Origin of the sequence: Paraburkholderia sp., assembly GCF_024281035.1 — a bacterium.
Classification (GTDB): Bacteria; Pseudomonadota; Gammaproteobacteria; order Burkholderiales; family Burkholderiaceae; genus Paraburkholderia.
In genome coordinates this window covers 143,850-157,065 of sequence record NZ_JAMXLH010000016.1, presented here as the reverse complement: position 1 = coordinate 157,065, position 13,216 = coordinate 143,850, and the positions used below count along the sequence as shown (strand labels likewise).

Here is a 13,216-nt window from a genome sequence, read left to right as displayed (position 1 = left end):
AGCCGTGCTCGCGGCAAATGACGGCGCATCGCTGCCGAGCGATGCCGCGAGACATGGGCTCAACAGCCTCGATAACCGCTACCGCTTTCTCCTCACGGTCAATCTGTTCGACACCGACCTCACGCCGAGCACCGATCTTGCCGCGATACCCGCGCGCGAGATCTGCCAGCTCTCCGGCACCGTGCCTGTGAGCGTCACGACGCCGAAGCGCACCCTGATGTGAATTCTTGAATCGTCGAGCCCCGGTACGCGCCTGAAGGCGCGGCGAACATCGCGAATGATCGAAGTATCCGGCCTGTTTCGAGGCGGCACCCCGGGGACCGCTACCCGTTCCACGACCGCGCCAAGCGGCGCAGTTACATCCGTTTGCGCGCTCGCGCTCGCACTCACACCAGCCGCCGAGCTCGCGATAGCCGCAACCAGCATTGCGCCGATTATTCTGCTCGCACCGTTTTTGTTCATGCTGCCTCCTTTGGGTTCTGTTCGCGTGGCAGTGAAAAAACAAACGAGTTGGCCGCAGCCCTACCGTTTTTTGCGCAGCTGACGCCGCTCGCTTTCCTTATCTTACGCAACTCCGTCAACGTGACAATCCCAGATGGCACAGACTAAAAAAAACGGGCGCCGCAGCGCCCGTTCCGGGGACAATCACACGCGTTTATTGCTGGTGTTTTTTGCTGGTGTTTTTTGCTGCTTTATTGCTGCTTGAACGCGAGCCGGTACTGATGCAGCAGCGGCTCCGTGTAACCGCTCGGCTGGTCCTTGCCTTCGAGCGCGAGCGCACACGCAGCCTTGAACGCATACGACGTGCCGAAGTTCGGCGCCATCGGGCGGTAATTCGCGTCGCCCGCATTCTGGCGATCGACCACCGCCGCCATGCGGCGGAACACGTCGAGCACGAACTCGCGCGTGACGACGCCGTGCCGCAGCCAGTTCGCGATGTGCTGGCTCGAAATGCGCAACGTTGCGCGGTCTTCCATCAGGCCGACGTTGTTGATATCCGGCACCTTCGAGCAACCCACGCCCTGTTCGACCCAGCGCACGACGTAGCCAAGAATGCCCTGCGCGTTGTTCTCGACTTCGCGGCGGATTTCCTCGTCACTCCACTGCGCACGCTCGACAACCGGAACCGTGAGCAGCCCGTCGAGCAACGCGCCGTGCTCCGTTGCGTAATCAATCTGTTCGAGTTCCTGCTGGACAGCCTGAACGTCGACCTCGTGATAATGCAGCGCGTGCAGCGTCGCCGCAGTCGGCGACGGCACCCAGGCGGTGTTCGCGCCCGCGCGCGGATGCGCGATCTTCTGTTCGAGCATCGCGTGCATCAGGTCGGGCATGGCCCACATGCCCTTGCCGATCTGCGCACGGCCGCGCAGCCCGCCAGCAAGACCCGCCAGCACATTGTTGCGCTCATACGCGGCGATCCACGCCGACGACTTCATGTCGCCCTTGCGGATCATCGGGCCCGCTTCGAAGGCGGTATGCATCTCGTCGCCGGTGCGGTCGAGAAAGCCCGTGTTGATGAACGCGACACGCGAAGCCGCCGCTGCGATACACGCCGAGAGGTTCACGCTCGTGCGGCGCTCTTCGTCCATGATCCCCATCTTGATCGTGTTGCGCGGCAGGCCGAGCATGTCTTCGACGCGCGAGAAAATCGCGTCGGAGAATGCGACTTCGGCCGGACCGTGCATTTTCGGCTTCACGATGTAGATCGAGCCCGTGCGCGAATTGCGCTTCGCTTTCAGGTCGTGCATCGCGCACAGCGTCGTCACGACGCCGTCGAGAATGCCTTCCGGGATCTCGTTGCCGTCGCGGTCGAGCACCGCGCCCGTGGTCATCAGGTGCCCGACGTTGCGCACGAAGAGCAGCGAGCGGCCATGCAGCGTCAGCGTCGAGCCGTCCGGCGTGTGGTACGCGCGATCGGCGTTCAGGCGCCGCGTGAACGTGCGCCCGCCCTTCGCAACTTCCTCCTGCAGCGTGCCCTGCATGAGCCCGAGCCAGTTGCGGTAAAGCTCGATCTTGTCGCCGGCGTCGACAGCCGCGACCGAATCCTCGCAGTCGATGATCGTGCTGACCGCCGCCTCGATCACCACATCTTTCACGTGGGCCGGATCGCTCGCGCCGATCGGTGTCGATGCATCGATCTGGATTTCGATGTGCAGACCATGGTGCTTGAGCAGGATCGCGCCCGGCGCAGCGGCGTCGCCCTGGAAACCGGCGAACTGCGCCGGATCTGCGAGGCCCGTCGCGCCCGCACCGGTCTTCACCGACAACTGGCCGCCCGCCACCGCGTAGCCCGTCGCATCGCTGTGCGAGCCGCTCGCAAGCGGCGCGGCGCGATCGAGGAAGTTGCGTGCGAAATCAATCACACGCTTGCCGCGCACCGGGTTGTACGCGCCTTCGCGCGTGGCGCCGCCGTCCTCGGGCAGCGCATCGGTGCCGTACAGCGCGTCGTACAGGCTGCCCCAGCGCGCGTTCGCCGCGTTCAGCGCATAGCGCGCGTTCGACAGCGGCACGACGAGCTGCGGGCCTGCTTGCAACGAAATCTCGCTATCGACGTTTGCAGTCGTTGCGGCCACGCTCGCGGGCACCGGCACGATATAGCCGATTTTCGCCAGAAATTCGCGGTAGGCGCGCGGATCGCGCACCGGCCCCGGGTGCGCGCGGTGCCAGCCGTCCAGTTCGCGCTGCAGCCGGTCGCGCTCGGCAAGCAGGGCGCGGTTGCGCGGTGCAAGCTCGTGCACGAGCGCGGAGAAGCCGCTCCAGAACGCGTCGGCTTCGACGCCCGTACCCGGCAGCGCTTCCGTTTCGATAAACCGGCCGAACGCTTCGTCGACCTGAAGTCCGTGATGATCAATCATTTCGCTCTCTTCCTGACTCAACTGAAAATGCTGCGGCGCTCAGGCTGCGATGCTTCGCACGCCAGCCTTGGCGATCTGCGCGTCCTGGTCGGATTTCACGCCCGAGACGCCGACCGCGCCGGCCACCTGTCCATCGACGATGACCGGCACGCCGCCTTCGAGCGTCGCCACGAGCGGCGCGCTCAGGAACGCCGTGCGCCCGCCGTTGATCATGTCCTCGTAGAGCTTCGACTCGCGACGGCCAAGGGCCGCCGTGCGCGCCTTTTCCTGCGCCATGTACGCGCTCACCGGCGCCGTGCCGTCGAGACGCGCGAGCGCGATTGGGTGCCCGCCGTCGTCGACCACCGCGATTGCGACGGCCCAGCCATTGCGCTGCGCTTCGTCGCGCGCCGCTTCGAGGATCCGGTTTGCTTCGGCAATGCCGAGTGCGGGTTTCATCTGCATCTCAATTCATCTCCTGGTCTGGTGTCAACAGCGAATCGACAAGTTCGATCCAGTGCGTGACGTTGGCGCGGCCCGCGCTGTTCAGGTGCGTCTGGCAGCCGACGTTGGCCGTAACGACCGCATCCGGCCGTCCGGCTTCGAGCGCGTCGAGCTTATTGTCGCGCAATTGCTTCGCGATTTCCGGTTGCGTGAGCGAATACGTTCCGGCCGAGCCACAGCACAGATGGGCGTTCGCCACGCCAGTCAGCCCGAAGCCGAGCCGCGCGAGCACGGCTTCGACCTTGCCGCCCAGCCGCTGTGCGTGCTGCAGCGTGCACGGGCAATGGAACGCGATCTTCTTTGCGGCGGCAGGCGCGAGCGCATTGAGCTGTTCAAGCGGCTCGGCGGCGATCACCTCGACGAGGTCGCGCGCCAGCGCGCTCACGCGCCGCGCCTTGTCCGCGTAAGCCGGATCGAAACGCAGCAGATCGCCGTACTCCTTCACGAATGCACCGCATCCGCTTGCCGTCATGACGATCGCCTCGGCGCCCGCCTCGATCGCGGGCCACCATGCGTCGATATTGCGCCGCGCGCGCTGAAGGCCCGCCTCCTGCGCGTCCATGTGGTAGTCGTTTGCACCGCAGCAACCGGCCTGTGGCGCGGGCGTCACGCCGATCCCGAGCCGGTCGAACACGCGTTCGGCAGCGGCGTTCGTGTTCGGCGCAAGCGACGGCTGCACGCAGCCTTCGAGCATCAGCACGCGGCGCGTATGGCGCGCCGTCTGCTGCATAGTCGGCCGCGGGCTCGCCACGGGCGCCTGTGCGGGAATCTTGTCACGCAGCGTTTCGGGCAATGCAGCGCGCGCCACGCGGCCCGCGCCCAGCAGCGCGGCAAACAAGGCAGGCCGCGACACGGCATGACGCAGCCCCGCCCGCAGCCAGCGCTCGCGCAGCGGACGCACCGTGCGGCGCGCGACCTCGGCCCGGCCGATGTCGAGCAGCGCGTGATAGCGCACGCCCGAAGGGCACGTCGTTTCGCAGTTGCGGCAGCTCAGACAGCGGTCGAGATGCAGTTGCGTCTTCTCGGTGACGGGCTCTCCTTCGAGCAGCTGTTTGATCAGATAAATGCGGCCGCGCGGCCCGTCAAGCTCGTTGCCGAGCAACTGGTAGGTCGGGCAGGTCGCGTTGCAGAACCCGCAGTGCACGCACGCGCGCAGGATCGATTCCGCCTCTTCGGCGCGCTCGAGAGCCTGCGCCGCTTCGCTCAGATTGGTTTGCATCGGACAGAATTCTCGGGTTCACAGATCCGCGTACATGCGGCCCGGGTTGAAGATCCCCAGCGGGTCGAGCTGCGTTTTCAGGCGCTTGTGCAATTGCATGAGCGGCCCCGGCAGCGGCTGGAACGGCGCGTCGGTGACGCCCCGCGCAAACGCGGTGGCATGGCCGCCCAGTTCGCGCGCGATGCGGCGCACTTCGTTTGCGTCGGCATCGCTCTTGAGCCAGCGCTGCGCGCCGCCCCAGTCGAGCAGCGCGTCGCCCGGCAACGCCACATTCGGCGCCGCAACGGGCAGCGACAGACGCCACAGCGGGCGCGCATCGTCGAAGAACGGCAGTGCGAAGTCGCGCAATTGCGTCCAGAACGATTCGTGCGCCTCGACGCCGCCAATCGTTTCTCGCGCGCCGCGCACCGAGCCGACGCCGCCTTCCAGACGCACTTGCAGCACGCCGTTGGCGTGGCATGCGCCGGTGACGGGCAGTCCCACGCGGCGCCAGCCCGCGATACGCTCGCGCGCCTCCTCCGGTGCGAGTTCGAGCGCGACGTAGCGTGTCGCACGCGGTTTGGGCAGCACCTTGAACGACACTTCGGTCACGAGCCCGAGGCAGCCGAAACTCCCCGTCATCAAGCGCGACACGTCAAAACCCGCGACGTTCTTCATGACCTCGCCGCCAAAACGCAGCGGGTTGCCGTCGCTCGAAATGATGCGGCAGCCGAGCACGAAGTCGCGCACCGAGCCCGCCCATGGACGCCGCGGCCCGGACAGGCCGGTCGCAAACACGCCGCCCACCGTCGCTGCGCCGCCGAACGCGGGCGCCTCGAACGGCAGCATCTGGCCGGCTGCATCGAGCGCGGCCTCGACTTCGGAGAAAGGTGTGCCCGCACGCACCGTCACGACGAGTTCGGTCGGGTCGTAGGTCACGATCCCGCGATGCCCGCGTGTGTCGATGGTCGGTGCATCGACCGTTCGCCCGAGAAATGCCTTGCTGTCGCCACCGCGAATGCGCAGCGGCGTGCCCGCCGCGCGCGCCGCTTCGACCTGTGCAATCAATGCAGCGCTGTCGTCCATCGAATTCAGTTCGCGTTGCATTAAAACCGCTCCAGTCCAGGAAACAGAAGTTGACCGCCGTGAACGTGCATCTTTCCGAACTCGGCACAGCGATGCAGCGTCGGGATGTTCTTGCCGGGATTGAGCAGGCGCGACGGATCGAATGCGCCCTTGACCGCGTGGAAATACTCGATCTCGGTGTGCTTGAACTGCACGCACATCTGGTTGATTTTTTCGCGCCCGACGCCGTGCTCGCCCGTGATACTGCCGCCTACTTCGACGCACAGTTCGAGAATCCGGCCGCCGAGCGCCTCGGCGCGGTCCATTTCGCCGGGCTGGTTTGCGTCGAACAAAATGAGCGGGTGCATGTTGCCATCGCCCGCATGGAACACATTCGCCACCCGCAAGCCGAACTCGTCGGCCAGCGCGGCGATGCCTTTGAGCACGCGCGGCAACTCGCGGCGCGGAATCGTGCCGTCCATGCAGTAGTAATCGGGCGAAATGCGGCCTACGGCCCCGAATGCGTTCTTGCGGCCCGCCCAGAAACGCAGGCGCTCGGCCTCGTCGCGCGCGACGCGCAACTCCACCGCACCGGCCTCGCGCAGCAATGCACCGACGCGTTCAGTGTCTTCCTCAACGTCATCGCGCGCGCCATCGAGCTCGCACAGCAGGATCGCTTCGGCGTCGACGGGGTAGCCCGCGTGCACGAAGTCTTCGGCCGCACGGATCGACAGGTTGTCCATCATTTCGAGGCCGCCGGGAATCACGCCCTCACCGATGATTTTCGCCACGGCCGCGCCCGCGCAGGTGACGTCGTCGAAGCTCGCGAGCAGCGTCTTGACGCTCGTCGGCTTCGGCAACAGTTTGACCGTCACTTCGACGACGATGCCGAGCGTCCCCTCCGAGCCCGTGAAGAGCGCGAGCAGATCGAAGCCGGGGCTGTCGAGCGCATCGGAACCGAGCGTGACCGGTTCGCCGTCGATGGTCAGCATCTCGACCTTCAGAACGTTGTGGACGGTCAGGCCGTACTTGAGGCAATGCACGCCTCCGGCGTTCTCGGCGACATTGCCGCCGATCGAGCAGGCAATCTGCGACGACGGGTCGGGCGCGTAATGGAGACCGTACGGCTCGGCCGCCTGCGAGATCGCGAGGTTGCGCACGCCGGGCTGCACGCGCGCGACGCACGCTTCGAGATCGATATCGAGGATCCGGTTGAACTTCGACATCACGAGCAGGATGCCCTTTTCGAGCGGCATCGCGCCACCCGAAAGACCCGTGCCCGCGCCGCGCGCCACAACCGGCACGCCGCGCGCGGCCGCGGTTTGCAACACGGTCTGCACTTCCTCGACAGTCGACGGCAACACGACGAGGAGCGGAACGGTGCGATACGCGGCGAGGCCGTCGCATTCGAACGGCCGCAAATCCTCGCGCTCGGTCAGGATTTCCATTTCGGGCGCACGCGCGCGCAGCGCCGCCACGAGTTCGGCGCGATCGACCGTCGGCAGCGGGCCGTCGATCGACTCGTCATACATGAAGCTCATTTCCGGTGTCTCCGTCACGTGCCCGGCGCAGGCCGCGCCTGATTTTGAATTCCGCCGATTCTTCTGGGTACGCGCCCCGCTGTCCAGAGCCCGCAGCAGTGGTCATACCAGTTTTTTCACGGCGTCTCGCCGCAGCGCCTCCGCATGGCCCTCAAAACCAGCAACAACTTGATTTATGCCAAAATTGCGTCCGTTAACTCAAAGTGGTCATACCAGTGACGATGAAGGAAGAAACGGCTGTCACCCGGCGCGTCGCCGACGTCGTGGCCGAGCGTATCGAGAAGCTGATTGTCGAGGGCATACTCAAGGCCGGTCAGGCGCTGCCGTCCGAGCGGCGCCTCACGGAAAAACTCGGCGTATCGCGCACCGCGCTACGCGAAGGGATGAAGTTGCTGCGCGCACGCGGCATCATCGAGACGCTCCACGGCAAGGGCTCATTCGTCGCGAACCTGAGCGAACAAAAGCAGATCACGCCGATGATGCACCTGCTCGCGTCGCAGCCGCGCACGCTCTACGACCTGTTCGAGGTGCGCGAGATGCTCGAAGCGGAGGCTGCGCGGCTCGCGGCGCGACGTGGGACCCAGGCCGATTTCATCCTGATCACGCGGCGCTACGAGGAGATGATTGCGCCACAGGCTCAGGATTTGAGGCCGGACGAACGCGCGAAGCTCGATCACGCATTTCATCGCGCGATCTGCGAAGCGTCGCACAACCCGGTGCTCGTCAACACGCTGCAGTCGCTGACCGATCTGCTGCTGAGTTCGGTGTTTGCGTCCGTCAACAATCTCTACCACCGCGAGCCGCTCAAGAAGCAGATCGACCGCCAGCATGCCCGCCTTTACAACGCGGTCACGGGCAGACTGCCCGAGCAGGCGCGCAAGGCCGCGAGCGAGCATATCCGCAACGTCATCGACTATCTGCGCGAGATCGAAAGCGAGGAGCAGCGGCTCGTGCGGGCCACGCTTCGGCTCGAAGGATGGAAGTAGGCACGCGCACGGCGTGCCCTGGCGACCGATAGCGTCGAGCCTCTTACGGCCTCGCGATGAGCTGGTGGTGCGCCGTCACGCCGATATCGCCGCGCAGCTTGCCGTGCGATTTCCCATCCGAGTGGTAGACCACCAGCACGGCGTTGTCGTGCGTGAGCGGCGCCGGGGCGATCGTGGTGAGCACCGCGTTGCCCTCGGCGTCGGCCGCCAGATTGTTGTCCTGACCACGACCGTCGAGCGGCGTAAAGCCAATCGGCTTCTCGTTGAAGTGGTTTTCAAACAGGCTGTAGTGTCCGTTGGGCTTGAGGCCATGCAGCACGACGGTCACCTTCTCGCGCCCGTCCGGCTGCGACGTCAAAATCGCTTGCCCATGCGCGCCAAACCAGGCACCCGCGGTCAGATTCATCGGCTGGCCGATGGCGTTCATCAGCGGCAGGGTCGGTGCGTCGGCAACCAACGCATTGCGAAGGCCGGCACTGCGCTTGATCCCCTGCGGTCCGGTCGCGGCGGGCGCGCCCTCTTGCTCGACGAACACCTGCGGATCCAGCGGTGTGTTTTGCCCGGTCTCCTTGGAGAAGAACGCGGCATGGGTTTCAAACTGCAGCACCTGGGTTTCATCCGCGGCCTGCGCACCGAGTGCGGTCAGGCCAACCGTTACAACCAGAACTTTGAGTGTATGAGCGAGTTTCATTGCAGTATCGTTTTCTCGTTTATCTACTGTGGATACGCCGGCAGTTCAAACTATAGCGCCCTTTAAAACCGGGTCCGCGGTTCCCGGCATTATTTCCACGATGCTTGAAATATTGAAATGTTTCGTCTATCCTCTCGCGCATGGATTCCAACCTCGCCGTGCGCGCCCTCGGTGCGCTTGCCCACGATTCGCGTCTCGCGATATTCCGCGCCCTCGTCGTCGCCGGTGCTGACGGCATGCCAGCCGGAGAAATCGCGCAGCAACTGGGGCTCGCCCCGTCGAGTCTGTCGTTTCATCTGAAAGACCTGTCCCACGCAGAACTCGTGAAGTCGCGGCAGGACGGGCGCTTCGTCATCTACACAGCGAACTTCGACGCAATGACGGGCTTGATCGGTTTTCTCACCGAGAATTGCTGCTCCGGGGCGACGTGCACCGCGAGCGATCTCTCCAACGCCTGCGGAGGCAAGCAATGAAACGCATGCACATTCACGTGTCGGTCGAGAATCTCGACGACAGCATCCGCTTTTATCGCGCGATGTTCGGCAATGCCGAGCCGACCGTGTTGAAGCCTGACTACTGCAAATGGGAGCTGACCGACCCGTCCGTCAACTTCGCGATTTCGAAGCGTGGCGCAAAAACCGGCGTCGATCACATCGGCGTTCAAGTCGAAACCGATAGCGAACTGGCCGAGATGAATGCGCGTTTCGCGGCGGCGAATTTGCCGGTTGACGAGCAGATTGGCACGACGTGCTGCTATGCGAAGTCGGACAAGGCGTGGACCGTCGATCCGCAAGGCGTCGCGTGGGAGACGTTTCGCACGCTTGAAGCCGCGCCGGTTTTTGGCACGTCGCACGAACCGGCTGTGACATCGGCTGCATGCTGTGCGCCGGTCGAATCACTCGCAACGTTGCGGAGCCGTGGATGAGCGACAAGGTCTACTCGGTACTGATCCTCTGCACGGGCAACAGCGCGCGCAGCATCATGGCTGAAGCGCTGTTCAACATCCTCGGCAAAGGGCGATTCCGCGCGTATAGCGCGGGCAGTCATCCGACTGGCAAGGTGAATCCGTTCGCGGCGGAACGCTGCGCGGCGTTCGGTTACGACACCTCGAACCTGCGCAGCAAGAGCTGGGACGAGTTCGCGAGCCCCGAAGCGCCGCAGATGGATTTCGTGATCACCGTCTGCGATCAGGCGGCCGGCGAGACCTGTCCGTTCTGGCCCGGCACGCCGCTGACTGCGCATTGGGGCTTCGAGGATCCGGCGGCATTCGTTGGATCGGACGAAGCGAAACGCCACGAATTCGACAAGGTGTTCCGGCAAATCATGAGCCACGTAATGCAATTCGTGAATCTGCCGCTGCACATGCTCGACCATGCAGCGATCCACCGTGAAATGCGGGCAATCGGCGAGCGTGCACCGGAGATCGCCAATGGCCAGCACTGATACGGCCGTCTCCGGCAATCGCCCGGCGATTGGATTTTTCGAGCGTTATCTGACCGTCTGGGTCGCGCTGTGCATCGTCGCCGGAATCGTGCTCGGGCAGGTGCTGCCCGAGGTGTTTCAGACCATTGGCCGGATGGAAGTCGCGCACGTGAACCTGCCGGTCGGCGCGCTGATCTGGGTAATGATCGTACCGATGTTGGTGAAGATCGACTTCGCAGCGATGGGACAGGTTGGCCGCCAGTGGCGCGGGATCGGCGTAACGCTCTTCGTGAACTGGCTCATCAAGCCGTTTTCGATGGCGCTGCTCGGCTGGATCTTCATCCGGCACGTGTTTGCGCCGTGGCTGCCCGCCGGGCAACTGGACAGTTACATCGCCGGACTGATTCTTCTTGCCGCCGCGCCGTGTACCGCGATGGTGTTCGTGTGGTCGCAACTGTGTAAAGGCGATCCCTATTTCACGCTATCGCAGGTCGCGCTGAACGATACGATCATGGTCATTGCGTTCGCGCCGCTGGTCGCGCTGCTGCTCGGCTTGTCATCCATAACCGTGCCGTGGAATACGCTGCTGATTTCGGTCGCGCTTTACATCCTGATTCCGGTCGCCATCGCGCAACTGGTGCGACGGCACCTGCTCGCAAAGGGCGAAGCCCATTTTCAGCGAACGGTCGCGCGCTTTGGCCCGTGGTCGATCGGCGCGTTGCTGGCCACGCTCGTGCTGCTGTTCGCGTTCCAGGGACAGGCGATCGTGAGCGAGCCGCTCGTGATCGTCATGCTGGCCGTACCGATCCTGATTCAGGTGCTGCTCAACTCCGGACTCGCGTATCTGCTCAATCGCCGGCTCGGCGTCGCGCATTGCGTAGCCGGTCCTTCAAGTCTGATCGGCGCGAGCAATTTCTTCGAGTTGGCCGTCGCGACTGCGATCAGCCTGTTCGGATTTCATTCCGGTGCCGCGCTGGCAACCGTCGTTGGCGTACTAATCGAGGTGCCGGTCATGCTGTTCGTCGTCGGCGTCGTCAACCGTTCGCAACACTGGTACGAGCGCCGACGCCGTGTTTCGGTGGCCTGATGCCGTGCAATCTCACGGCATCAGTAGTAGCGCCACTCGTCGGCGATTTCGTTGGCGAGCGCGACTTTCTTTCGAACTGTTTCGGCGATGTCGGCCTGCAAAGGGTCCGCTTTATCTAGCTGCTTGAACAGGAATTTCAGCGCAGCGGAATTGATGGGACGCAACACGCGGCCGTCGATGGCCGACATGCGTCGTACGTTGCGCTTCGCTTCACCAACAAGATCTCGTGTCGCGCTGAGGTCGGGCATCAGGCCAGTGCTCGCCCGAAATCGCGCGCCAAGTTCGGCCGCGTAATCGGGAGACTGTCCAAGCAGATCCGAGTCGACGACAAGATCCGCGCTCTTCAGCGTCCTCCAGACGCAAAGCATCCAAAGAGCGATAAATGCCCGCCAGGCGTCGCTACCCTCGACCGTTTGCGCATACTGGTCGCACGCGGCGGCGTAGGTATCGTACGAAGTCGGCGCAACCGGCGGCAATTTCACGCCACACTCGGCAATCACCTGCCTGACGATCGGCTCGTTCTGTTGAAAGCCCAGCACACGAAACGGTGCGGCAACGAAGAACGCGTTTCGCCATTGTTGCCTGAGCAACCAGCCCGATGCGAATTGCGAAGCCGGGTTGCGGAGAATTCCCACATGCATGACATCTGGAAAAGCTGCTTTAAGCCATGGCGCACGCCCCTGGGATCGGCAGAATTTGAGCACCGCGATCTTGCCTTGACCGGCAGAAGTCTCGCAAAGACTGTTCAAATACGTTTGTAATGCCGGAAACTCGCTATCGGGCTGTTCCCCGAATCGATCGGCTGCAAAGCTTCTCCGGTATCCCTGCACGCCGCGCGCGCTCGCTTGCAGGAGCGGCCGGTATTCTTCGTAGTAAGCCGAATTCAAAGGCGGGTGGCCGGAGTTGTAGCTGGGGCGGATATCGGGAATATCGGCAGAGGTCAGTTCGCCGACAAGGGTACTCAGCGGCTCGTAGAACGCATTGACCGAATCCAGCGCGCGCAATCGCGACCACAACCACGTTCCCGCAGTCCTCCATCCGGCGTGCAAGAAAATTCCCTGCGCCGACTGCGTTTTCGCTTCAATAGTGCCTTGCTGATCGGGCAAAACCGTGGCTGCGTCCGTCGCGTTGGTTGCGGAAGCGAATGTATTCAAATGCGTCGTGGTCATCGTCTTCTACGAAATCACTCTAGACAAGCAGGCGTGCCCGCAAGGTCAGCGTCTCTTGCGGGCACGTTGGGATAAGCCGGCCAGCGAATTTATACACCACTTCACTTGCGCAGCACCTTTTCGCTTACACATCGGGCAAAACAATACTCTCCGAGGCGCGAATCAGATTGCTGCGCAGATTGACAATGGCTTTCTGCAAAACGCGGAATTCCTCTGGCGCCAGCCCTGCCGCTTTCGCCGTCACCTCGCGGAAAGCAAAAGCCTTGACGCGCAATTCCCGACCAGCGTCAGTCAAGGAAACGCGCACGCTGCGTTCGTCCTCGCTGTCGCGCTCGCGCCGCACATAACCCATCGCCTCAAGACGCTTCAGCATGGGCGTCATCGTGCTTGGCTCCAGGAACAGCTTTTCGCTCAGGCCCTTGACGGTCTGGTCGTCCTCTTCCCACAGACAAATGATCGTGACGTATTGCGGGTAAGTGAGGCCCAGCTTTTCCAGCACGGGCTTGTAGACGCGCGAGTACGCGAGGTTGGTCGAATAGATGGCGAAGCACATGAAATCGCCCAGCCTGGCTGCATTCTTGCCGGGGTCAGCTTCTTTGGCCGTTTTCCTGTTCATCTGGCCCTCCATAAATATTTATCGAAATAATCATTATGGTAGTTGAATTTCGCCGCGAGGCTGAGTATAGTTCGCTCAACAATCGTTATCTCGATAACTAAAT

At 63.4% G+C, this 13,216-nt stretch carries 15 protein-coding genes; 6 read left to right on the top strand and 9 right to left on the bottom strand.

From position 1 onward, the window contains the following. Positions 1-78 precede the first annotated feature (78 nt). Positions 79-312, bottom strand: coding sequence for a BON domain-containing protein (locus tag Q0L30_RS04215; protein WP_296651631.1), 234 nt, complete (start codon positions 310-312; stop codon positions 79-81). Here Q0L30_RS04215 and Q0L30_RS04210 point away from each other — a divergent pair. Beyond that, positions 278-544 (top strand): hypothetical protein, encoded by a 267-nt coding sequence (locus Q0L30_RS04210; RefSeq protein WP_296651639.1) that lies wholly within the window; start codon positions 278-280, stop codon positions 542-544. The genes Q0L30_RS04215 and Q0L30_RS04210 overlap by 35 nt on opposite strands. A gap of 148 nt (positions 545-692) precedes the next feature. Here the strand turns inward: Q0L30_RS04210 and Q0L30_RS04205 are convergent, their stop codons facing one another. The 5 genes from Q0L30_RS04205 to glcD are packed head-to-tail and all read right to left on the bottom strand — an operon-like array spanning position 693 to position 7,142. After that, positions 693-2,855 carry a malate synthase G gene (locus Q0L30_RS04205; protein ID WP_296651570.1) on the bottom strand — a complete coding sequence of 721 codons (2,163 nt, stop codon included), beginning with the start codon at positions 2,853-2,855 and terminating at the stop codon, positions 693-695. 39 nt (positions 2,856-2,894) lie between these two features. Beyond that, the gene (locus Q0L30_RS04200) at positions 2,895-3,299 is read right to left on the bottom strand and encodes a heme-binding protein (RefSeq protein WP_296651567.1); all 405 of its coding nucleotides are present in this window, start codon (positions 3,297-3,299) and stop codon (positions 2,895-2,897) included. A 1-nt stretch (position 3,300) separates the two neighbouring features. After that, positions 3,301-4,557, bottom strand: coding sequence for a glycolate oxidase subunit GlcF (gene glcF / locus Q0L30_RS04195; RefSeq protein WP_296651565.1), 1,257 nt, complete (start codon positions 4,555-4,557; stop codon positions 3,301-3,303). Positions 4,558-4,575: 18 nt separating this feature from the next. Continuing rightward, complete coding sequence (gene glcE, locus Q0L30_RS04190; protein ID WP_296651562.1) at positions 4,576-5,643, bottom strand: glycolate oxidase subunit GlcE; 1,068 nt, start codon at positions 5,641-5,643, stop codon at positions 4,576-4,578. Beyond that, entirely contained in the window at positions 5,643-7,142 is a 1,500-nt protein-coding gene (gene glcD, locus Q0L30_RS04185; protein WP_296651561.1) for a glycolate oxidase subunit GlcD, read from the bottom strand. The genes glcE and glcD overlap by 1 nt, the downstream gene beginning before the upstream one ends. 221 nt (positions 7,143-7,363) lie before the next feature. On the opposite strand from glcD, the gene glcC reads away from it, so the two are divergent. Next, a complete protein-coding gene (gene glcC / locus Q0L30_RS04180) occupies positions 7,364-8,128 on the top strand; it encodes a transcriptional regulator GlcC (protein ID WP_296651558.1) in 765 nt (254 codons plus the stop codon). A 43-nt stretch (positions 8,129-8,171) separates the two neighbouring features. On the opposite strand, the gene Q0L30_RS04175 is transcribed toward glcC, so the two are convergent. Further along, entirely contained in the window at positions 8,172-8,819 is a 648-nt protein-coding gene (locus Q0L30_RS04175) for a hypothetical protein (protein ID WP_296651555.1), read from the bottom strand. Between the two features lie 140 nt (positions 8,820-8,959). Between Q0L30_RS04175 and Q0L30_RS04170 the strand changes: the two genes are divergently transcribed. From Q0L30_RS04170 to arsB, 4 genes are read left to right on the top strand one after another with little or no spacing between them, the layout of a single operon-like run. Beyond that, complete coding sequence (locus Q0L30_RS04170) at positions 8,960-9,292, top strand: helix-turn-helix transcriptional regulator (protein WP_296651554.1); 333 nt, start codon at positions 8,960-8,962, stop codon at positions 9,290-9,292. Further along, a complete protein-coding gene (locus Q0L30_RS04165; RefSeq protein WP_296651551.1) occupies positions 9,289-9,744 on the top strand; it encodes an ArsI/CadI family heavy metal resistance metalloenzyme in 456 nt (151 codons plus the stop codon). Before Q0L30_RS04170 ends, Q0L30_RS04165 begins: the two co-directional genes overlap by 4 nt. Beyond that, positions 9,741-10,262 (top strand): arsenate reductase ArsC, encoded by a 522-nt coding sequence (locus Q0L30_RS04160; protein WP_296651549.1) that lies wholly within the window; start codon positions 9,741-9,743, stop codon positions 10,260-10,262. Before Q0L30_RS04165 ends, Q0L30_RS04160 begins: the two co-directional genes overlap by 4 nt. After that, positions 10,249-11,328 (top strand): ACR3 family arsenite efflux transporter, encoded by a 1,080-nt coding sequence (gene arsB / locus Q0L30_RS04155; protein WP_296651548.1) that lies wholly within the window; start codon positions 10,249-10,251, stop codon positions 11,326-11,328. The genes Q0L30_RS04160 and arsB overlap by 14 nt, the downstream gene beginning before the upstream one ends. Before the next feature lie 20 nt (positions 11,329-11,348). On the opposite strand, the gene Q0L30_RS04150 is transcribed toward arsB, so the two are convergent. Both Q0L30_RS04150 and Q0L30_RS04145 read right to left on the bottom strand, forming a co-directional pair. Further along, complete coding sequence (locus tag Q0L30_RS04150) at positions 11,349-12,497, bottom strand: hypothetical protein (protein ID WP_296651546.1); 1,149 nt, start codon at positions 12,495-12,497, stop codon at positions 11,349-11,351. A 124-nt stretch (positions 12,498-12,621) separates the two neighbouring features. Further along, positions 12,622-13,113 carry a MarR family winged helix-turn-helix transcriptional regulator gene (locus Q0L30_RS04145; RefSeq protein ID WP_296651544.1) on the bottom strand — a complete coding sequence of 164 codons (492 nt, stop codon included), beginning with the start codon at positions 13,111-13,113 and terminating at the stop codon, positions 12,622-12,624. Between the last annotated feature and the right edge of the window lie 103 nt (positions 13,114-13,216).